The organism is Bittarella massiliensis (ex Durand et al. 2017), assembly GCF_009876955.1.
Lineage (GTDB): Bacteria > Bacillota > Clostridia > Oscillospirales > Ruminococcaceae > Bittarella > Bittarella massiliensis.
Genome location: NZ_WWVY01000009.1, coordinates 221,753 through 241,050, shown reverse-complemented (window position 1 = coordinate 241,050; position 19,298 = coordinate 221,753). Strand labels below are relative to the sequence as shown.

Genomic DNA, 19,298 nt, shown 5'->3' with positions numbered 1-19,298 from the left:
CAACCCGCACAGACAGCGAAAGAAAGTCGATTTTCCCCTTCTTTTTTCTAAGAGAAACGGTTGGGGGAAAAGTGGTCACAACTTGAAAAGAAAAATTTATTTGTTACAATGGGGAAAACCGACTTGTCGAAAAAGGGGGAAACAGCAGGTGAAAAAGGCAACGCACGGGCAGCTTGCCCAGTGGCTGGAAGCGGCCCGCCAGGGGGACGAGGCGGCATTTCGCGCCCTCTACGACGCCACCGCCCCCCTGCAAAAGAGCCGGGCTTTGGGGATTTTAAAGGACCCGGAGTTGGCCGGTGAAGCGGTGCAGGAGAGCTATCTCGCCTTTTTCCGGTCGATGGGGAACATCCACTCGGGCAAGGCGGTGGTGGCCTACCTCAACAAGACCACCTACTACGCCTGCCTGGCGGTGCTGCGGCGGGAGAAGCGCCCCACCGAGGGGGAGCAGGCCCTGCTGACCCTGGCCGAGCCGGAGGAGAACGGCCCCGAGGCCCAGGCCGACCGCAGCGACCGGCAGCGGCGGCTGCGGGCCGCCCTGGACAGCCTGCCTGACCGCCAGCGCCAGGCGGTGCAGCTGCGCTATTACCAGGGCAAAAAGCTGGCGGAGACCGCCCGGGAGATGGGCTGTTCCCAGAGCACCGTGCAGCGGCTGCTGCGGGAGGCGCAGGGCGCTCTCCGCACCGCCCTGAGGGGCGGACTGCTCACCGTTTTGCCCCTGGGGGTGGCCGTGCGGGTTGCAAACCGCGCCCCCCAACCGGCCCGCCGGGTGCCCCGCTGGGCAGCGGCGGCCGCTGTTTTGGTGGTAGGCGCCCTCACCGCCGCCGTCTGGCAGGCCCTGCCCCCCGCCATTCAGTCGGCAGAGGCCCAGGTGAGCGACCCGGCCAACGCCGCCACCATCGCCGTGCGGCTGGGCGGGCGAACCGCCGACCGAGTGCGGCTGATCGACGCCCAGGGAGGGGCGGTGGACTTTGCTCCCCAGGGGGACGGCCTCTACCTGGCCACCGCCCGGCAAAACGGCACCTATCGGGTGGAGGCAGCGGCCGGCAGCCGCCTGGCCACCACCTCGGTGGCGGTGGACGCCCTGGACACCGAGGCCCCCGCCCTCCTCTGGGTCGAGCGGGAGGGGAGCGACACCCTGATTGCCCTGCAAGACAGCGGCTCGGGGGTGGACTGGGCCTCCGCCGTCGCCTGCGCGCCCACGGGGGAGGTCTACGCCCCCCAGCCCCACGCGGAGGGCGAGGGTGTCGTCCGCTTTTCCCTGCCGCCGGGGCGCTACACCCTGAAGGTGCGCGACCTGGCAGGCAACTGGGCCCAAGGGCCGCTGCAGGTGCTGGGGTAAGCGATAAAAAGGGGGGAAGGCACAGGCCTTCCCCCCTCTTATGGTACTGTCAAGTCCGCTGGAGAGAGCAGTTCCCTCTACACAGATAAGCTGGAGAGGGACCTTTCTCCCAAAGCCAGTCAATACAAAGAAGCAGCCCTGAAATCACAGGATTTCAGGGCTTTCTTGGCAGAAAAAAACGGGACCGGCCCGTTAATCTCCTAGATTCTATTCAGGCGCTTTCTCGGGTGGGCTATACCCCCAAATCGTAAGAGAGCAAATATTCGATTTTGGGCTTTGAGCTACCGAGGCACGCAACCGCTTCAACTGTGCTACCGGGAGAGGCTCCCCCCCGTCTGCCTCACCCGCACCCGTTCCAGCAGCCGCAACATCCCGTAGAGCAGGGCGGTGTCCACCGGGAACATCACCAGCTGTTTGGTCAGCCGCACGGTGGAGATGAGGACAAAGGCCTTGCCGTAGAGGATGGAGAGAAACAGGGGGTTGAGCACCAGGTTGATGACCAGGGAGACGGTGAGTTTGGCGCAGACCGCCCGCCAGAGTTTCACCGGCTTTTTGTAGAGGTAGAGGCCGTAGAGAAAGCCGGAGAGGCAGGCGTTGAAGGTGAAGCCGATGAAGTAGGGCCCGTCGGGATGGATGAGGTATTTGATGATGTCGCCAACTCCCCCGGCGGCCGCCCCCAGCAGCGGGCCGTAGAGGAAGCCGGTGGCCGCCACCGCCAGAAAGCTGAAACCCACCTTGAGCAGCTCGGAGAGACGAAGGGTGAAAAAGCTGAGCACCACGTTGAGGGCGGTCATCATCGACGCCCCCGCCAGGCTGGACAGGGTCCGAAACTCCCTCGCTGCCAGCCGAAATCGGTTTTTGGTCTTGGTTGTCTCCTGCATGGGACACACACTCCTTTCTTGACAGCAGAAAGGGGCGGTGCGCCAAAGCGCGCCGCCCCGTACAAGCCGGTATTGCCACATCGCGTAAAGGAGTGCCCCCCGGCCCGGCCATCCCCCCAACGGGCGGAGAGAGCAGCCGGGGCCGGGAAACGTATTGCGGGGACGGGACCGGCCCGTCCCCCCTTCACCGTGCAGCAGCGGGATGCGGGGACCGCACCGCAAGTCGCCTTTTCGTCCGCCCGACAACTCCCCGTTCGAGCGGCACTTAACGCGCGGTCCCCTACTCTGCTTAAGCAAGGCCAGTATAGCAGTTTTTTCCCCCGTTCACAAGAGAAACTTGACAGGCCGGGGCGGCCCCTCACCCCCGCCGCAAAAAGGCGGGCAGGCCGCTGCCGTCAAAGGGGGGGATGAAGCTCTCCTCCGCCGTGTCCCCCTCCTGCACAAAGCCCTTTTCCACCCCGCAGTCCACCGCATGGTCCACCCACTGGTCGTACTCGTCGGGGGTGACGGTGCGGCAGAGTTCCGGCCAGGGCGCCACCTGGGGGAGGATGGGGGTGTACTGGTTCATCAAACTCAGGTAGACCCGGTCGCCGTAGCGCGCGTGCAGAGTTGCCGTCAGCCGCTGGGCCTCCCCCACCCGGCCGGGCAGCAGCAGCTGGCGGATGATCACCCCGCCGGTCATCACCCCCCGCTCGTCCAGCCGGGGCGGGCCGGTCTGCTCCACCATCTCGTCCAGGGCGGCCACGGCCACCCCAAAATAGTCCTCCACCCCCGAATAGCGGCGGGCCGTCTCGGCCGAGAGGTACTTGCAGTCGGGCAGGTAGACCTGCACCTTCCCCCGCAGCAGGCGCAGGCACTCCACCCGCTCGTACCCACTGGTGTTGTAGACCACCGGCAGGTGGAGCCCCTGCGCCCGGGCCAATTCCAGCGCCCAGAGGATGGAGGGCAGGTAGTGCCCCGGGGTGACCAGGTTGATGTTGAGGGCCTCCTGCTCTTGCAGGTGGAGAAAGACCTGGGCCAACTCCTCCTCGCTGACCTCCTGCCCCTGCTGGCGGGCGCTGATGTCGGCGTTTTGGCAGTAGACGCACCGCAGGGTGCAGTGGGAGAAAAAGACCGCCCCGCTCCCCGCCTGGCCCGAGAGACAGGGCTCCTCCCAGTAATGGAGGGCGGCCCGGGCGATTTTGGGGGTGGCCCCTGCACCGCAAAAGCCGGTCTCCCCCGCCAGCCGGTCGACCCCGCAGCACCGGGGGCAGAGCCGGCAGCACTTGTAAAGGGACAGATAGGGGTTTGTCCGCTCCATCTCGCTCTCTCCTCTCCCTCGTCAAACTTCCCCCGCGGCTGTGGGGGTGCCCTTTTGCGATAACCACAAGGGCAGACCGGCATCGCCCGCGCGCTGGGGCAAAAGCGCCAACAGCGCCCATCCGCCCTGCGCACCGGCCGCACCATCGCCGCTTTTGGACTGTTGTATCGCCGGCGCCGGGGGCGCAGTGGGGTTTTGGCCGCGGGCAGGGGGCAAATGGTGTTTGCGCATCTGCCAGGCCATCCCCGAGATAACAGCCGCTCTGCGACCAGTATACCACATCCCCTCCCCGCTGCAAAAGGGGGGGACTTTCCCCCCGCCCGGACGGGGGCGGTTTTGCCCGGCGGCCGCCGCCCGAAAAAGGGGTGCTCCTCCCCCCTCGATTTGCCCGGAAAGGGGATTGACAAACAAATCACAGCTATGTATCATTGTATTATTCCAGTAATACAATGACCAAATCACACCCGTGTTTCCCCCGTTGGGGGAGGAGGAGACCAGATGACACAGCTGACACTGCAGGGAATCACCAAGTCCTTTGGGGAGAAGCAGGTCCTCAAGGGGGCCGACTTCGCCTTTGAAAAGGGGAAGATCTACGGCCTGCTGGGCCGAAATGGGGCGGGCAAGACCACCCTCTTCAACTGCCTGTCGGGGGAGACCCCGCCGGACGGCGGCCAGGCGCTGCTGGTGGACGAGGCGGGGGCCCGCCCCCTGCAGGAGGGGGACGTGGGCTACGTCTTCTCCACCCCCATCCTGCCCGAATTTCTCACCGGGTACGAGTTTGTCAAGTTCTTCATGGACATCAACCGGGAGAAGATCCACTCCTCCATGGGGATCGACGACTACTTCGACCTGATCCGCTTTGCCCCGGAGGACCGGCACCGCCTCATCAAAAACTATTCCCACGGGATGAAAAACAAGGTGCAGATGCTCTGCTTCATCATCGCCAAGCCGCCGGTGATCTTGCTGGACGAGCCCCTCACCTCCTTCGACGTGGTGGTGGCGCTGGAGATGAAAAATCTGCTGCGGGAGATGAAGGACGAGCACATCATCGTCTTCTCCACCCACATCCTGCAGCTGGCCACCGACCTCTGCGACGAAATCGTCCTCCTCACCGGGGGCGAATTGGAGCCGGTGGACGCCTCCATCATCCACAGCCGCGAGTTTGAGGACCGGGTGGTCGAGCTCTTGAAGGAGGAAGGCCATGATTAACACCCTTCGCCAGAGCTTTCAGATCGGGGCGGCGGTGACCGGCAACACCCTCATCTACTGGTGCCAGCGCCTGCCCCTGGTGGGAAAGCTCTTCAAAGACCGGCTCTATGCCGAGGGCTCCCTCAAAGACAGGGTCTGCGCCGTGGCCTTTTTGCTCAAGGCCTGCACCCAGGTGCTCTACAAGGCCCTCTACGTCTGCCTGGCCATCTGGCTGCCGGCGGCGGTGGTGATGGAAACCCTCACCCCCCAGCAGCGGGTGGACGCCTTTCTCTGGTTTCTGCTGATGATGAGTTTTGTGGGGGGCGCCCTCATCAAGACCGCCATCGGGGACACCAGCGCCGTCAAGTACACCTGCGTCAAGTTGATGGGGATGCCCGCGCAGGAATACCTGCCGGTCAACGGCCTCTTCTCCCACCTGATGGACATCCTCTACCTGCTGCCCGTCACCGCCCTCTTCTCGGCCCTCATCGGCTTTGGGGTCCTGCGGGGGCTGCTGCTGGCCCCCCTGTGGGTGGCCGCCCACCTGATCGGGGAGCGGGTGCAGCTCTGGCTGTTTGACCGCTTCGGCCTGCTGACCCAAAAGAAGATGGCCTACCAGTGGGTGCTGATCCTCCTCATCCCCCTGGCGGCCTACCTGCCGCCCTTCTTGCAGGCCATTCCCCCGGTGGGGCGGGTGGTCGCCTCCCCCCTCTTTTGGGCCGCCCTGCTGGGGCTGGGGGCGCTGGCCGCCCACAGCCTCTTTCGCTACCGCAACTACCCCGCCTTTGCCCGGCAGGCCCTGCCCTTGAGCGAGGTGCAGCTGGACGCCAAAAAGGCCTCGAACCAGGCCCAGTTCGCGTCGGTCAAGCTGCGGGACAAGGACTTTGCGGGCGACGCCCTGCAGACCGGCAAATACGACCGAAAAACGGGTTACGACTACCTCAACGCCATCTTCTTCGACCGGCACAAGCGGCTCTTCTTCCTGCCGGTCTGCCGCCGTCTGGCGGTGGTGGCGGGGGCGGCCGTTCTCTCCTTCGGCTGCCTTCTCTTCTTTCCCGAAATCGCCCGCAACCTGGGGGGGTACCTCCCCCAGTCCCTGCCGCTGATGGTCTTTTTGATGTATCTGCTCTCCATTGGCGACCAGGCCTGCCGCGCCATGTTCTACAACTGCGACATCAGCCTGCTGCGCTACGGCTTCTACCGGCAAAAGGAGGTCATCCTCCGCAACTTCCGCATCCGGCTGCGGCGGCTCTGCGGCTTCAACCTCATCACCGCCGGGGGGATCTGCCTCTACGTCCTCTCCTTCGGGCTGGCGGCCGGGCTGAACTGGCCCCCGCTGGACATCCTCTCCTACTGCGCCACCGTGCTGATGCTGGCCGTCTTTTTCTCGGTGCACCACCTGTTCCTCTACTACGTGTTCCAGCCCTACACCGCCGAGCTGGACATCAAAAACCCCTTCTACACCCTGCTGAACATGGTGGTCTACATCGCCTGCTTTGTCTGTCTCAAGCTGGACAGCCAGCCCGCCGGCTTTGCCTTCATCGTGCTGGGGGCCACCATCCTCTACACCGCCGCCGCCCTGGTGCTCATCTACCGCTGGGCGCCCAAGAACTTCCGGGTCAAATAGGCGGCAAAATCGCGAGCGCCGCGCCGCCCCATTTTGGGGGTAGCGCGGCGCTCGTTCTATTCGGGACGGAAGGCCCTTTCTTCTAGCTGGGGCGGGGACTGCTGATGTTGGGTTTGTGCCGGTCAAAGAGGAGGGCACTGGGGAGAGTTGCAGCCCCCTTTTCAGTCGCATTGGCCGGTCCGCGGGGCGTTGTCTGCAAAGCCGTTGTCCCACAGCTTGACCGGCGCGAATTGGGCCCGGCCCGCGGCCCTTTGGATGTCCGGCAGGAGCCCCTCTCCCACCAACTGGGGAGGGACAACAGAGCGCCCCTTTTTGATTCCCAAAAGGGCGGAGAGGCCGCCTGTTTTCCCCCGACAGTCCGAGCGCCCTCCCTCCCGCCGTCGGGCACGGGGGCGAGGGCAAGGATGAGGGCGGTCGATCAGCGGGGCACGCTCAGGGCCTTTTCCTTCCCCTCCAGCCGCCGGCGCTGCCGCCAGAGGCAAAATACCGAGCAGAGGAAAGCGCCCCCCTCCGCCAGGGGGACCGCCAGCCAGATGCCCGCCCTCCCCCAGACCCGGGGCAGGTACAGGATGGCGGGCGCCAGCAGGCCGAAGGTGCGCAGAAAGGAGAGCAGGGCCGAGGCCCTGCCGTCCGACAGGGCGGTAAAATAGGCTGAGGAGAAGAGGTTGATCCCCGAAAAGAGGAAGGAATAGGCAAAGAGGGAGAACCCCTCTGCCGCCAAATTTGCCACCGCTTGGTCCTCCCCCGCAAAGAGGGCGGCGATCCGGCCGCCCCCCAGCAGGGCCGCGGCGAACACCGCCAGGGAGGAGAGCCCCACCGCCCCCAGGGCCAGGCGGGTGGTCCTCGCCAGGGCCGAGCGGTCCCCCCGCCCATACTGGTAGCTGATGACCGGGGCCACCCCCATGGAGAAGCCGATGTAGAGGGTGCTGAGCACGAACTGGGAGTAGATGAGGACGGTGATGGCCGCCACCCCCTCCTCCCCCAGGCGGGCCATCATGGCGGCGTTGAAGAGAAAGGTGGTCACCGCTGCCGCCAGCTGGCCCACCATCTCGCTGCAGCCGTTGCGGCAGCTCTCGGCCACCGCTTGCCACCCGCCGCCGGGGCGGGCGAAGCGCAGGCTCCCCCCGTCCCGGGCGAAAAACCAGAGACCGGCCGCCACAGGGATGGCGTAGCCGATCCCCGTCCCGAGGGCGGCCCCCGCCACCCCCATCCCCCCGGGGACGATGAAGAGCCAGTCCAGCAGGGCGTTGGCGCAGCCCGACCCCAGGGTGAGCGCCAGCCCCAGCCCGGGACGGCCCGCCGTCACCAGCAGATTTTGAAAGAACACCTGCCCCAGCCCCGCCGGGGTGAAGAGGAGGATGACGGCCAGGTAGTCGCGGCAGTAGGGGTAGAGCCGCTCGCTGGCCCCCAGCCCCCGGATGAGGGAGGGCAAAAAGAGCAGCCCTCCCAGGGCGATCAGCACCCCGAGGGCCCCGGCGAAGAGGGCCAGCAGGGTGAACTTGCGGCGGGCAGCCAGGGCGTTTCCCGCCCCCATCTCCCGCGCCACCAGGGCACTCCCTCCGGTGGCCAGCATGGTCCCCAGCCCCACCGTCAGGTTGATGACCGGGCAGACGATGTTCACCGCCGAGAGGGCGTCGGTCCCCACCAGCCGGGCGATAAACAGGGTGTCCACCACCGTGTAAAGCCCCATGAACAGCATGGTGCCCACCGTGGGCAGGGCAAAGCGCAACAGGGCGGCGGGGCCGAAGACCCGGTCCAGGGGGTTGGCCCCCTCGGTTTTTTTACCCATCCCGCCGCCTCCCCTCCGGGGGGAAGAGAATCATCTGCTGGGTGGGGTAGCCAAATTCCACCCGCAGGGGGCCCTCGACAAAGCCCAGGCGCAAAAAGGCGGCCCGATAGCCCGGATCGGCCCGGTCCCCCGCGCGGAAGGTGGTCAGGTAGAGGGGGCTGCCCGGCCAGCGGGCGGCGGCAAAGCGGAGCATTGCCCGGGCCGCCCCCCGCCGCCGGCAGTGGGGCGACACTGTCAGGTAATCGATCCACCCGGGCGCGCGCCCCAGGATCACCGCCCCCGCCAGCTCCCCCTCCCCGGTGGGCAGGAGGAAGGCCCGCCCCTCCGCCACTGCCGCCGCGAGGGCGCGGCCGAACCCCTCCTCCAGGTGGGGAAAGCCCTCCACCGTGGAAAAGGCCAGCTCTGTCCAGGCGGGGATGTCCTCCTCCCGGGCCGGGCGCACCGCGCCAAATCGCCGCGTCCCTCTGGCAGGGAGCTGCCGGGGGCGATGGCGAAGCTGCAGGGGGTAAAAGCGCCCCTCTTCCCGAAAGGCGTGGGGCGGCTGCTTGTAGAAGGCGGCAAAGGCGGCGGTGAAGGCCTGTTGGCTCTCATACCCCGCCGCCAGGGCGATGTCCGCCAGGGGCCGGCGGGTGTAGCAGAGCTGCAGCGCCGCCTCGGTCAGCCGGCGGCGCTGGGCGTAGCGGGCGGGCGGCAGCCCCACCGCCTCCACAAAGGCCCGCTGCAGGTAGTAGGGGGAGTAGTGCAGCCGCTCGGCCAACTCGGCCAGCGGGATGCGGCGCTGCAGCTCCCCCTCGATGATGGCGACCGCCTCTGCCGCCAGTTTTCGCGCGCTGTTCAACGGCGCTCCCCCCTCTCTGTTTTTTCAGTATAGCAGACCGGCGCGCAGGGCGCTTTCTCCCCCTTGCCCATTTTGCCCACTTTGCGCGGGGAGGCGCGAAAAACCGCCCCAAAAGCGGAAACGGTTTGCCGTCGAAATGCCCCGCCGCTGTCAAACAGCCGCCTTTTTTTCGGGACAGATGCCAACGGTGCCAGACCGCCCCCGAAAAATCGACAAATTTGTGAGCAGTTTGCCCCTTTCTTTCTGTCCTGCCGCCGTGGTATCCTGGTGGTACTTTGGAAATTGGAATGCAGGAGGAAAGACGCCTATGGAACTCTTGAAGCAGCGCATCTTACAGGACGGAAAGGTCAAGCCCGGCCACATTTTGAAGGTGGACAGCTTTCTCAACCACCAGATGGACATCCCCCTTCTCGACGAGATCGGGGCGGAGTTTGCGCGCCGGTTCGCAGGGGTGCCGGTCAGCAAGATCCTCACCATCGAGGCGTCGGGCATCGGCATCGCCGCCATCGCTGCCCGCCACTTCGGCAACGTGCCGGTGATCTTTGCCAAAAAGACCAAGTCCAAGAACCTGGACGGGGACATCCTCACCGCCCAGGTGACCTCCTACACCCGGGGCACCACCTTTGACATTCAGGTGGAGAGCAAGTTTGTCAACCCGGGGGACCACATCCTCATCCTCGACGACTTTTTGGCCCGCGGACAGGCCCTGCTGGGCCTCATCCAGCTGGTGCAACAGGCGGGCGCCACCATCGCCGGCTGCGGCATCGTCATCGAAAAGGGCTTTCAGGACGGCGGGGAGCTGGTGCGCCGAACCGGCGTCCGGCTGGAGAGCCTGGCCGTCATCAAGGAGATGAGCGACGACAGCCTGGTCTTTGCCGACTGACCCACCCGCCCAATGCCACCGCCGGGGACGCCCCCTCTCGACCGCCGAGGGGGGCGTCCCTTTTTTCGCGCAGAATTTACAATTTTTTCATAGCTGCCGCCGGAGCGCCCACTACAATAGAAAACACGGCCCGGCATATCTCTCCGGGCCGGAGACTAGACTACTGTATATCGGCCGCCCCTCCCGGCGGCACAGAAAAGAAGGGTGAAACGCAATATGTCACAAACGCTCTACTACAACGGCCACATCTACACCATGGAGCCCGGCGACCAGTGCCGCTGCGAGGCTGTTTTGGTGGCAGACGGCCGCATTTTGGGGGCCGGCGCACTCGCCGCCATGGAGCAGCTGGCCGACGCCGGTGTCCGCCGGGTGGACCTGGAGGGAAAGACCCTCCTCCCCTCCTTCATCGACCCCCACAGCCACCTCTCCATGCTGGCAAACACCCTGCACGCCGTCCCCCTGGGGGACTGCACCAGCTACCGGCAGATCGTGCAGCGGCTGCGAGAGGCCGTCGCCAGCGGGGACCTGGAGCCCGGCCAGTGGGTCGTCGGCTTTGGCTACGACCACAACCGCCTCGAAGAGGGGCGCCACCCCACCCGGCAGGTGCTCGACCAGGTCAGTTCCACCCGGCCGGTGCTCATCACCCACCAGTCGGGCCACATGGGGGTGGCCAACACCATCGCCTTAAACGAGGGCGGCTACACCCCCCAGACCCCCGACCCCGAGGGCGGCAAAATTGGTCGGGACTACGCCACCGGGGAGCTTAGCGGCTATCTGGAAGAAAACGCCTTCATCTCCTTCTCCTCCTCCGCCTCCAGTCTGGCCCCCACCTTCGCGCAGATGCTGGCCCTCTGCGAAAAGGCGCAGGAGGTGTATCTCAAACACGGCATCACCACCGCCCAGGAGGGGATGGTCAAGCACCAGAACTTCACCCTGCTGCGCACCCTGGCCGAGCACGGCAGCCTGAAATTGGACCTGGTGGGCTATGTCGACTTGAAGGACGAGGCGGAAATCGCCAAGGAAAACCCCGAGTATCTGCGCCAGTACCGCAACCGGCTGAAAATCGGCGGCTACAAGATCTTCCTCGACGGCTCGCCCCAGGGCAAGACCGCCTGGCTCTCCGCCCCCTACGAGGGCGAGCGGGACGGCTACTGCGGCTACCCCATCTACAAGGACGCCGAGGTGGAGCGGTTTTGCAAAATCGCCATGGGTGAGGGGATGCAGCTGCTCTGCCACTGCAACGGCGACGCCGCCTCGCAACAGTACCTGGACGCCTTTGCCGCGGCCAAGGCCGCCCTGCCGGACAAAGACACCTGCCGCCCGGTGATGATCCACGCCCAGACGGTCCGCCCCGGCGACCAGGTACCCCGGATGAAGGAGCTGGGGATGATGCCCTCCTACTTTGTCGCCCACACCTATTTCTGGGGGGACACCCACCTAAAAAACCTGGGGCAGGAGCGGGCCACCCGCATCTCCCCCGCCGCCTCCACCTTAAAGGCGGGCATCCCCTTCACCTTCCACCAGGACACCCCCGTCTTGGAGCCGGATATGCTCCGCACCGTCTGGTGCGCGGTCAACCGCATCAGCCTCTCGGGGGCCGACATGGGAAAAGCGGAGCGCATCTCCCCCCTGGAGGCGCTGAAGGCCGTGACCATCAACGCCGCCTACCAGTACTTTGAAGAGGACGAAAAGGGCTCCATCGCCCCCGGCAAGCTGGCCAACCTGGTCATCCTCGACCAGGACCCCATAGAGGTGGATCCCATGGCGATCTGCGACATCCGGGTGGTGGAGACCATCCGCGAGGGCGAGACCCTCTACCGCGCCTGAGGAACAGGCGACAAAAGAGCGCGCGAACGGTGTTCGCGCGCTCTTTTTTGCTGTCTTAATCCTGGTGAAAGAAAACCCCCATGACGGTTTTCCACATCAGTTTGAAATCCTCCCCGAGGCCGAAATTTTGCAGGTATTCCAGGTTGTAGCGCATCTTGGCGGGCAGCACCCGGGTGACATAGGCCTGATCGATGTCGCTGCAGCCCTCTTCCATGGCCTGGTTGAGGATGGTCTGCTCGTCCTTGAACTTGATGCTGGCGTTGGAGGTGATCCCCGCCGGCAGCAGCAGGGTGGCCCGCATCTCGTCGGTGTAGGCGTCCACGTACTGGGGCACCTCGGGGCGGGTGCCCACAAAGGTCATCTGCCCCAAAAAAACGTTGATGAGCTGGGGCAGCTCGTCCAGCCGGTAGACGCGCAGCTTGTCCCCCACCCGGGTGACCCGGCTATCGCCGGGGGCGGTGACGGCGCTGCCCAACTTGTCCGCATCCTGCACCATGGTGCGAAACTTGAAGATGCGAAAGGGCTTGCCGCCGGTGGTGATCCGCTCCTGCCGGAAAAAGACCGGCCCGCGGGAGTCGCACTTGATGACCACCGCCAGCACCAGCAGCAGCGGCGACAGGCAGATGAGCATCAGGGCGCTGACGATCAGGTCAAAGGCCCGCTTGCAGAGAAGGCTCCCCTTTTTCTTGAGCAGCCTGTCCCTGTATTGGTGGATGATGGGGGCGTCCATCGCCCCCGTCAGTTTCCCTGGTATCATACATCTTCCTCAAGGCTTTGCAGGACCGCTGCGATCACATATTCCACCTGCTCGTCGGTGAGGGTGCTGTACAGGGGAAGGGTCATCTCGTTTATAAACTGGGCGTAGGCGTTGGGGTAATCGGCAATGTCAAAGCCCAGGTTTTTGTAGGCGCTCAACAGCGGCAGCGGCTTGTAGTGGACGTTGGTGGCGACCCCCTTTTCGGCGATGCGCTCGATGAGGGCGTTTCGCTTTTCCAAGCTGTAGCCGGGGATCCGGGTCAGGTAGAGGTGGCCGGAGGACTGGTACTCCCCGGTGTAGTGGGGCATGATCTCCAGCTTGCCGGCAAAGGCGGCGTCGTAGCGCGCGACCACAGAGCGGCGCTCGGCCAGCAGCTGGGGATAGCGCTCCAACTGGCTCTGGCCCAGGCCCGCCAAAATGTCGGTCATATTGCACTTATAGGCCGGGGAGACGATGTCGTACTCCCAGGCGCCCAACTTGGTCTTGGAGAGGGCGTCTTTGGTCTGCCCGTGCAGGGAGAGCAGCATGAACTGGCGGTAGATCTCCTCCCCGTCGATGCCGGGAAAGTCCAGCCAGGTGGCACTCCCCCCCTCGGCGGTGGTGAGGTTTTTCACCGCGTGGAAGGAAAAACAGGTGAAGTCGGCCACAGAGCCGATCTGCCTGCCCTTGTAGGTGGCCCCTACCGAGTGGGCGGCGTCCGCCACCACGGCCACCCGGCCGATGGCCTTTTGCAGGTCGCTAGCCGGGGTGAAGAGGTCTTTTTTCCCCTCCAACACCGAGAAGATGGCGTCGTAGTCGGCGGGCACCCCGCCGATGTCCACCGGAATGACCGCCTTGGTTTTCGGGGTGATGGCCTTTTCCAGATTGGCAGCCGACATGTGGTAGCTGCCCTCGTCCACATCGATGAGGACCGGGGTGGCGCCCACATGGCAGATGACGCTGCAGGAGGCCGTGTAGGTATATGCAGAGGTGATGACCTCATCCCCCGGGCCGATGCCCAGCACCCGCAGAGAGAGCTCCAGCGCGGCGGTGGCCGAGTTGAGGCAGGCGGTGTGGGCGGTGCCGCAGTAGGCGGAGAGGTCCTTTTCCAGCTGTTTGGTCTTGGGGCCGGTGGTGATCCAACCCGAACGAAGGGCATCGACTACATTGGCGATGTCCTGTTCGCTGATATCCGGGGGAGAAAAGGGAATTTTCATTACAGATCGCACTCATTTCTCTTGATTACTCGGTGGATAAGCCACAGAAGAAAGGACGGCACCCTGCCCGAGGCAGCATTGGGCCGACCTTGCTTGAATCAATTGTAATCGTTTCCCCATGGCCTGTCAAGAAATGGGGGCACTTTATCACGGAAAATTCATTTTCTCCTCCGGCTTTTCAGACAGCGTTCACAGGGGGTTCATGTTCTCTTTTTCGGCGGCCGTTTCAGGGTCATTCTCTATGTATATTTTTTCCTTTTGCGCGACTTTTATTCCCCCCTGTACCGCCGGCGGCCACCTGTGGTATAATGACAGAAATGCGGCTGTCCTGCGGCGATTGCCGGACTGCTGCGCACCCCCATACCATCCCCTTGCCCACGGCTCAACGGCGCGCTTTTCGGTGGGAAGGGTGGGCAAAATAGGCAGGCGGCGAAATCCAAGTCAAAGGGGCCCCACTCCCCCTCTGGCACTCCCCGCTGTGCCCGCAAGGGCTTGCGGCTGCACGGTAGGTTCGTCGGGCCGCCCTGCTCGTCGGCGCACGACCCCGCTTATCCTGCCTGCCGCCCCATTCCCGAAGAGATGAAGCGCCTGTTTTGGCAGGGGCGAACTGTAAAAAAGAAAGAAAGAGGGTACTTTTGTGAAGGATAAAACCGTGGTCCTCAACGCCGACCGCATCAACTACGACGGCAAGATCGACTTCTCCCACATCGCCTCCCAGGTCACCGTCTACGGCGCCACCGACGAGGGACAACTGTTGGAGCGCATTCAGGGATACGACATTGTGGTGACCAAGGAGATGCCCGTCTCCGCCGAGAGCATCCGCCGGTTCCCCGATTCGGTCAAGCTCCTCTGCGAGGCGGGGACCGGCTACAACAACATCGACCTGGCCGCCGCCAAAGCCCGGGGGATCACCGTCTGCAACATCCCCGCTTACAGCACCCAGCGGGTGGCGCACACCGTCTTTTTGCTGCTGCTCAACCTCTTTTCCTCCATGCAGAAGCAGCAGGCCATGCTCTGCCGGGGCGATCACAGCAATTTTGAGCAGTTTCTCCAGGTCGACCACCTGGAGCTCAACGGCAAGATCCTGGGGGTCGTCGGGGCCGGTCACATCGGCCGGGCGGTCATCCGTCTGGCCCACGCCTTTGATATGGAAGTGCTGGCCTATACCCGCACCCCTCGGCCCGACGAGGAGGGGGTGCGGTATGTCCCCCTCGACACCCTGCTGCAGGAGAGCGACGCCGTGACTCTCCACTGCCCCCTCACCGAACAGACCCGCCACCTGATCGACGAGACGGCCCTCGCCAAGATGAAACCGACCGCCTTTCTCATCAACACCTCCCGTGGGGCTTTGATCGATGAGCCCGCCCTCATTCGGGCCCTGGCCGCCCGACAAATTGCCGGGGCCGGACTGGATGTGTTGGAGCAGGAGCCCCCCCGGCCGGACAACCCGCTCTACACCCTGGACAACGTGGTCCTCACCCCCCACATGGGTTGGAAGGGGCTGGAGACCCGCCAGCGCCTTGTCGACTTATTGGGGGAAAACATCGCCGCCTTCTGCCGGGGAGAGCCCCGCAATGTCATCGTCTGAACTTCAATTGACAGATCAAGTGGATAAAAAGAGGGAGCCGGAGCAGCAGGTGCTGCTCCGGCTCCTTTTTGTTGTGAGGCGTATGTGGGGCGTTGCGCTTTGGAATAGGAAGTTTGCACAGCGGCTGTGTCTGTGCAGACGCTAAAGTTTTGGGTTGTGTCCTCGAATAGGGGACGATCCGCTGGGAGGGGTCATGCGATTTCATGGACATACCAGTTCAATCCACGTCCCCTGCGTGAGGGGACGACTGACCGATTCACTCAGCGACTGGCTCACCGAAGTGATTTCAATCCACGTCCCCTGCGTGAGGGGACGACTTATAATACACGTTCCATTCGGACAAGTCAAGCTTTTCAATCCACGTCCCCTGCGTGGGGGGACGACCCGGGGTATCTGCGCAAGTTGCGTATTTTACAAGTTTTTCAATCCACGTCCCCTGCGTGGGGGGACGACGTAACCATTGTTTGCTTAACTCTTTTACGATATTTTTTCAATCCACGTCCCCTGCGTGGGGGGACGACAGCAAAACAGCACAAAAACAAGACGCTGCTTTCCTCTTTAGGATACTCTTTCCACAAAATCCTGTCAAATGCAGATCCCATTTTTCCCAAACCTCTCCATTCCACCGCAAAAGGCCGGTATTCTGCGGTGCGAACCTCCCGGCAAATGGGTGTGCACTTGGGGTTCGCACCCGCGAATTGGGTAAAAAGCGCGCAAAAGAGCTGGACGCAGACGCGTCCAGCTCTTTTGAATCGAGGGATATGCAAGGGCAGGGCAATCAGCCCGGGGGCCAGGCCAACGAGCGGCCGGCCAGCACGTGAAAGTGCAGGTGACCCACCGTCTGGCCGCCGTCTTTGCCGCAGTTGTTGACGATGCGGTAGCCGTCTTTCAGCCCCAGCTCCCCCGCCAGCTTGGCGATGGTGGCGAAGATGTGGGCGACAATGGCGCTGTTTTCTTCGGTCAGCTCGTCGCAGCTGGCGATGTGGGCTTTGGGGATGACCAGAAAGTGGACCGGCGCCTGGGGATCGACATCGTAAAAGGCCAGGATCGAGTCGTCCTCATAGAGCTTTTTCGAGGGGATCTCCCCCCCTGCGATCTTGCAAAAAAGGCAATCCACTGGGCACTCCTCCCTTCTGCCGGCGGGCAGGGGCTCTCCCCTGCCCGCCGGGCGATTCTGTGTAAGCGCTGACGCCGCATCCCGTCAAAGGCGGGGCGGGAAAGGCGCTAGTGGGCAATCATCCGGGCGATGATGCTGGGCACCTGGGCGATGGCCTCGTCGATTTTGAAGATCTCCTTGACGCCGGCCATGGCGTTGTCGGCCCGGCCGCCGCCGCTGCCCCCGGCCAGTTTGGCGATCTCCTTGACCAGATTGCCGGCGTGGACCCCGGCCTCAACGGCCTCCTTGCCGCAGGAGACACAGATGGTGCCCTTGCCGTCGACCACGGTGGAGAGGACGGCCACCATCCGCGGCGCCTTGTCCCGCACCCGCTCGCCCATCGAGCGCAGGCTCTTGGCGTCGGTGCCGGTGAATGAGGCGCTGACCAGCCGCACGTTCCCCACCTCGGTGGCCTGCTCGAAGAGGCTGTCCATCTGGATGGCGGCCAGCTGGCTGCCCAACTCCTCGATCTGCTTGCCGCAGCGCTTGAGCTCGCCCATCACCGACTCGGCCTTTTCCACCAAGTCGGCGGGGTTTTGCAGTTTCAGGGCCCGGGCGGCCTGCTGGATGGCCTCCTGGTCGCGGTCGAGCTGGCGGATGACGCCGAAGCCGGTGACGGCCTCGATCCGGCGGACGCCGGCGGCCACCGAGCTCTCGGAGAGGATCTTGAACAGCCCGATGCAGCCGGTGTTCTTCACGTGGGTGCCGCCGCAGAACTCACGGGAGAAATCCCCCACCGAGCAGACCCGGACGGTGTCGCCGTACTTCTCGCCAAAGAGGGCCATGGCCCCCAGCTGCTTGGCCTCCTCAATGGGCATCTCCCGCACGTCGGTGGGCAGGGCCTCCATGATCTTGCGGTTGACCAGCTCCTCCACCTGGGCCAGTTCCAGCCCGCTCATGGAGGAGAAGTGGGAGAAGTCAAAGCGGACGCGGTCCTTGGTCACCAGCTGGCCGGCCTGGTGGACATGCTCGCCCAGCACCTCCCGCAGGGCGGCCTGCAGCAGGTGGGCGGAGGTGTGGTTGCGGGCCACGGCGGCGCGGTAGTCCTTGTCCACCGAGAGGCGCAGGGCGTCGCCGGTGTGGAGGGTGCCGCACTGCACGGTGACGGTGTGGAGGTACTGGCCGGTGGGGGACTTGGTGCAGCCCTCCACCAGGGCGGCGACCCCCTCGCCGGTGATGGCGCCCCGGTCCCCCACCTGTCCACCGCTCTCGGCGTAGAAGGGGGTGGTGTCGAAGATGAGGGTGGCCTGCTCGCCGGCGGTGACGCTGTCAGCCAGCTGGCCGCCTGCGATGATGCAGGCCAGGCGGGCCACCGCGTCCAGCTTTTCATAGCCCACAAACGCGGTGCGGGGCAGGTCCAGCTCGGCGGTGACGTCCTCCGACCAGGCGATGGTGTCCATCTGCTCCCTGGCGGCGCGGGCCCGCTGGCGCTGCTGCTCCATCAGCTCGTTGAAGGTCGCTTCGTCCAGGCCGATCTCCCGCTCGGCCACGATCTCCCGCACCAGGTCGATGGGGAAGCCGAAGGTGTCGTAGAGCTTGAATGCCTCGTCCCCGGAGAGGACGGCCTTGCCGGCTTTGATCTGCTCGGCGCTGATGTGGTCGAGCATGGTGCCCAGCAGATCCATCCCCTGGTCGATGGTCTTTTCAAAGCGGAGCTCTTCGTTCTGGATGACCTTTTTGATGTACTCCCGCTTCTCGCCCAACTCGGGGTAGGCGCCGATGTTCTCGTCGATGACGGTGTCGCAGACCTGATAGAGGAAGGCCCGGTCGATGCCCAGCAGCCGGCCGTGGCGGGCGGCCCGGCGCAGCAGCCGGCGCAGCACGTAGCCCCGGCCCTCGTTTTGCGGCACCACCCCATCGGAGACCATGAAGACGGTGGAGCGGATGTGGTCGGTCACCACCCGCAGGGAGACGTCGGTGCGGGGGTCCTCGCCGTAGTGGACGCCGGCGATCTTGCTGATGTGCTTCATGATGTTCTGGACGGTGTCCACCTCGAAGAGGTTGTCCACCCCCTGCATCAGGCAGGCGAGGCGCTCGAGCCCCATGCCGGTGTCGATGTTCTTGTGCTCCATCTCGGTGTAGTTGCCCTCGCCGTCGTTGACGAACTGGGAGAACACCAGGTTCCAAAACTCCATGAAGCGGTCGCACTCGCAGCCGGGGCCGCAGTCGGGACTGCCGCAGCCGTACTTCTCGCCCCGGTCAAAGTAAATCTCGGAGCAGGGGCCGCAGGGGCCGGCGCCGATCTCCCAGAAGTTGTCCTCCTTGCCCAGGCGGACCACCCGCTCGGGGGCCACGCCGATCTCCTTGGTCCAGATGTCGTAGGCCTCGTCATCGTCCAGGTAGATGGTGACCCAGAGCTTGTCCACCGGGATCTCCAGCCGCTGGGTGATGAACTCCCAGGCCCAGGAGATAGCCTCTTTCTTGAAGTAGTCGCCAAAGGAGAAGTTGCCCAACATCTCAAAGTAGGTGCCGTGGCGGGCGGTCTTGCCCACCTGCTCGATGTCGGGGGTGCGGATGCACTTTTGGCAGGTGGTGACCCGGACGTTGGGCGGGGTCTCCTGGCCGAGGAAGTACTTTTTCAGCGGGGCCATCCCCGAGTTGATGAGCAGGAGGCTGTTGTCCCCCTGGGGCACCAGCGGGGCGCTGGGGAGGCGGGTGTGCCCCTTCTCCTCAAAAAAGGCGAGAAACTCTTCCCGCAGTTGATTCAGTCCAGTCCATTTCACGATCGACTCGCTCCTCTTCTCTCGTTGGTTGCGCCGAAGGGGTCTGCCCCTGGCCGGCGGCCGCGGCATACAAAAAAACAGCTCCGCCCCCACTCTGGGACGAAAGCTGTCAGTTTCCGCGGTACCACCCAAATTGCGCAGGGCGCAAAGGCCCCCGCCTCTTTGCGGCCGTAACGGGGCCGGGCCCGCCGCCGGTCCTCCCGGCG

At 64.5% G+C, this 19,298-nt stretch carries 14 protein-coding genes and 1 riboswitch; of the genes, 6 read left to right on the top strand and 8 right to left on the bottom strand.

Annotated elements, in window-relative coordinates; translation table 11 throughout:
- Positions 1-148: 148 nt before the first annotated feature.
- Entirely contained in the window at positions 149-1,339 is a 1,191-nt protein-coding gene (locus tag GT748_RS11370; protein WP_021658905.1) for an RNA polymerase sigma factor, read from the top strand.
- A gap of 311 nt (positions 1,340-1,650) precedes the next feature.
- Here GT748_RS11370 and GT748_RS11365 read toward each other — a convergent pair whose 3' ends face one another.
- Positions 1,651-2,220 (bottom strand): folate family ECF transporter S component, encoded by a 570-nt coding sequence (locus GT748_RS11365; RefSeq protein ID WP_021658904.1) that lies wholly within the window; start codon positions 2,218-2,220, stop codon positions 1,651-1,653.
- A 193-nt stretch (positions 2,221-2,413) separates the two neighbouring features.
- A riboswitch (THF riboswitch) is annotated at positions 2,414-2,510 on the bottom strand.
- A gap of 68 nt (positions 2,511-2,578) precedes the next feature.
- Positions 2,579-3,520: a 4Fe-4S cluster-binding domain-containing protein gene (locus GT748_RS11360; protein WP_021658903.1), complete on the bottom strand. Its 942-nt coding sequence runs from the start codon at positions 3,518-3,520 to the stop codon at positions 2,579-2,581.
- A 498-nt stretch (positions 3,521-4,018) separates the two neighbouring features.
- Between GT748_RS11360 and GT748_RS11355 the strand changes: the two genes are divergently transcribed.
- Together GT748_RS11355 and GT748_RS11350 are read left to right on the top strand one after the other, a co-directional pair.
- A complete protein-coding gene (locus tag GT748_RS11355) occupies positions 4,019-4,729 on the top strand; it encodes an ABC transporter ATP-binding protein (protein ID WP_021658901.1) in 711 nt (236 codons plus the stop codon).
- A complete protein-coding gene (locus GT748_RS11350; RefSeq protein WP_161213509.1) occupies positions 4,722-6,335 on the top strand; it encodes a hypothetical protein in 1,614 nt (537 codons plus the stop codon). The genes GT748_RS11355 and GT748_RS11350 overlap by 8 nt, the downstream gene beginning before the upstream one ends.
- A gap of 418 nt (positions 6,336-6,753) precedes the next feature.
- Here GT748_RS11350 and GT748_RS11345 read toward each other — a convergent pair whose 3' ends face one another.
- A complete protein-coding gene (locus tag GT748_RS11345) occupies positions 6,754-8,124 on the bottom strand; it encodes an MATE family efflux transporter (protein WP_021658898.1) in 1,371 nt (456 codons plus the stop codon).
- Positions 8,117-8,962: a GNAT family N-acetyltransferase gene (locus GT748_RS11340; protein WP_021658897.1), complete on the bottom strand. Its 846-nt coding sequence runs from the start codon at positions 8,960-8,962 to the stop codon at positions 8,117-8,119. The genes GT748_RS11345 and GT748_RS11340 overlap by 8 nt, the downstream gene beginning before the upstream one ends.
- A 307-nt stretch (positions 8,963-9,269) precedes the next feature.
- On the opposite strand from GT748_RS11340, the gene GT748_RS11335 reads away from it, so the two are divergent.
- Both GT748_RS11335 and GT748_RS11330 read left to right on the top strand, forming a co-directional pair.
- Positions 9,270-9,845 (top strand): xanthine phosphoribosyltransferase, encoded by a 576-nt coding sequence (locus GT748_RS11335; protein WP_021658896.1) that lies wholly within the window; start codon positions 9,270-9,272, stop codon positions 9,843-9,845.
- Between the two features lie 216 nt (positions 9,846-10,061).
- The gene (locus GT748_RS11330) at positions 10,062-11,672 is read left to right on the top strand and encodes an amidohydrolase (RefSeq protein WP_021658895.1); all 1,611 of its coding nucleotides are present in this window, start codon (positions 10,062-10,064) and stop codon (positions 11,670-11,672) included.
- A 55-nt stretch (positions 11,673-11,727) separates the two neighbouring features.
- Here the strand turns inward: GT748_RS11330 and GT748_RS11325 are convergent, their stop codons facing one another.
- Both GT748_RS11325 and GT748_RS11320 read right to left on the bottom strand, forming a co-directional pair.
- A complete protein-coding gene (locus GT748_RS11325; RefSeq protein WP_021658894.1) occupies positions 11,728-12,429 on the bottom strand; it encodes a sugar transferase in 702 nt (233 codons plus the stop codon).
- Complete coding sequence (locus GT748_RS11320; protein ID WP_021658893.1) at positions 12,426-13,625, bottom strand: DegT/DnrJ/EryC1/StrS family aminotransferase; 1,200 nt, start codon at positions 13,623-13,625, stop codon at positions 12,426-12,428. The genes GT748_RS11325 and GT748_RS11320 overlap by 4 nt, the downstream gene beginning before the upstream one ends.
- Before the next feature lie 637 nt (positions 13,626-14,262).
- Here GT748_RS11320 and GT748_RS11315 point away from each other — a divergent pair.
- Positions 14,263-15,213 (top strand): NAD(P)-dependent oxidoreductase, encoded by a 951-nt coding sequence (locus GT748_RS11315; RefSeq protein WP_021658889.1) that lies wholly within the window; start codon positions 14,263-14,265, stop codon positions 15,211-15,213.
- A 778-nt stretch (positions 15,214-15,991) separates the two neighbouring features.
- Here GT748_RS11315 and GT748_RS11310 read toward each other — a convergent pair.
- The gene (locus GT748_RS11310) at positions 15,992-16,330 is read right to left on the bottom strand and encodes a histidine triad nucleotide-binding protein (protein WP_021658887.1); all 339 of its coding nucleotides are present in this window, start codon (positions 16,328-16,330) and stop codon (positions 15,992-15,994) included.
- A gap of 107 nt (positions 16,331-16,437) precedes the next feature.
- Positions 16,438-19,092 (bottom strand): alanine--tRNA ligase, encoded by a 2,655-nt coding sequence (gene alaS / locus GT748_RS11305; protein ID WP_044992220.1) that lies wholly within the window; start codon positions 19,090-19,092, stop codon positions 16,438-16,440.
- Positions 19,093-19,298: the final 206 nt, after the last annotated feature.

Excerpts from the sequence above, each read along its gene's own strand:
- GT748_RS11365 (WP_021658904.1), bottom strand. The coding sequence starts at position 2,220 with ATGCAGGAGACAACCAAGACCAAAAACCGATTTCGGCTGGCAGCGAGG.
- GT748_RS11360 (WP_021658903.1), bottom strand. The coding sequence starts at position 3,520 with ATGGAGCGGACAAACCCCTATCTGTCCCTTTACAAGTGCTGCCGGCTC.
- GT748_RS11355 (WP_021658901.1), top strand. The coding sequence starts at position 4,019 with ATGACACAGCTGACACTGCAGGGAATCACCAAGTCCTTTGGGGAGAAG.
- GT748_RS11350 (WP_161213509.1), top strand. The coding sequence starts at position 4,722 with ATGATTAACACCCTTCGCCAGAGCTTTCAGATCGGGGCGGCGGTGACC.
- GT748_RS11345 (WP_021658898.1), bottom strand. The coding sequence starts at position 8,124 with ATGGGTAAAAAAACCGAGGGGGCCAACCCCCTGGACCGGGTCTTCGGC.
- GT748_RS11335 (WP_021658896.1), top strand. The coding sequence starts at position 9,270 with ATGGAACTCTTGAAGCAGCGCATCTTACAGGACGGAAAGGTCAAGCCC.
- GT748_RS11330 (WP_021658895.1), top strand. The coding sequence starts at position 10,062 with ATGTCACAAACGCTCTACTACAACGGCCACATCTACACCATGGAGCCC.
- GT748_RS11325 (WP_021658894.1), bottom strand. The coding sequence starts at position 12,429 with ATGATACCAGGGAAACTGACGGGGGCGATGGACGCCCCCATCATCCAC.
- GT748_RS11320 (WP_021658893.1), bottom strand. The coding sequence starts at position 13,625 with ATGAAAATTCCCTTTTCTCCCCCGGATATCAGCGAACAGGACATCGCC.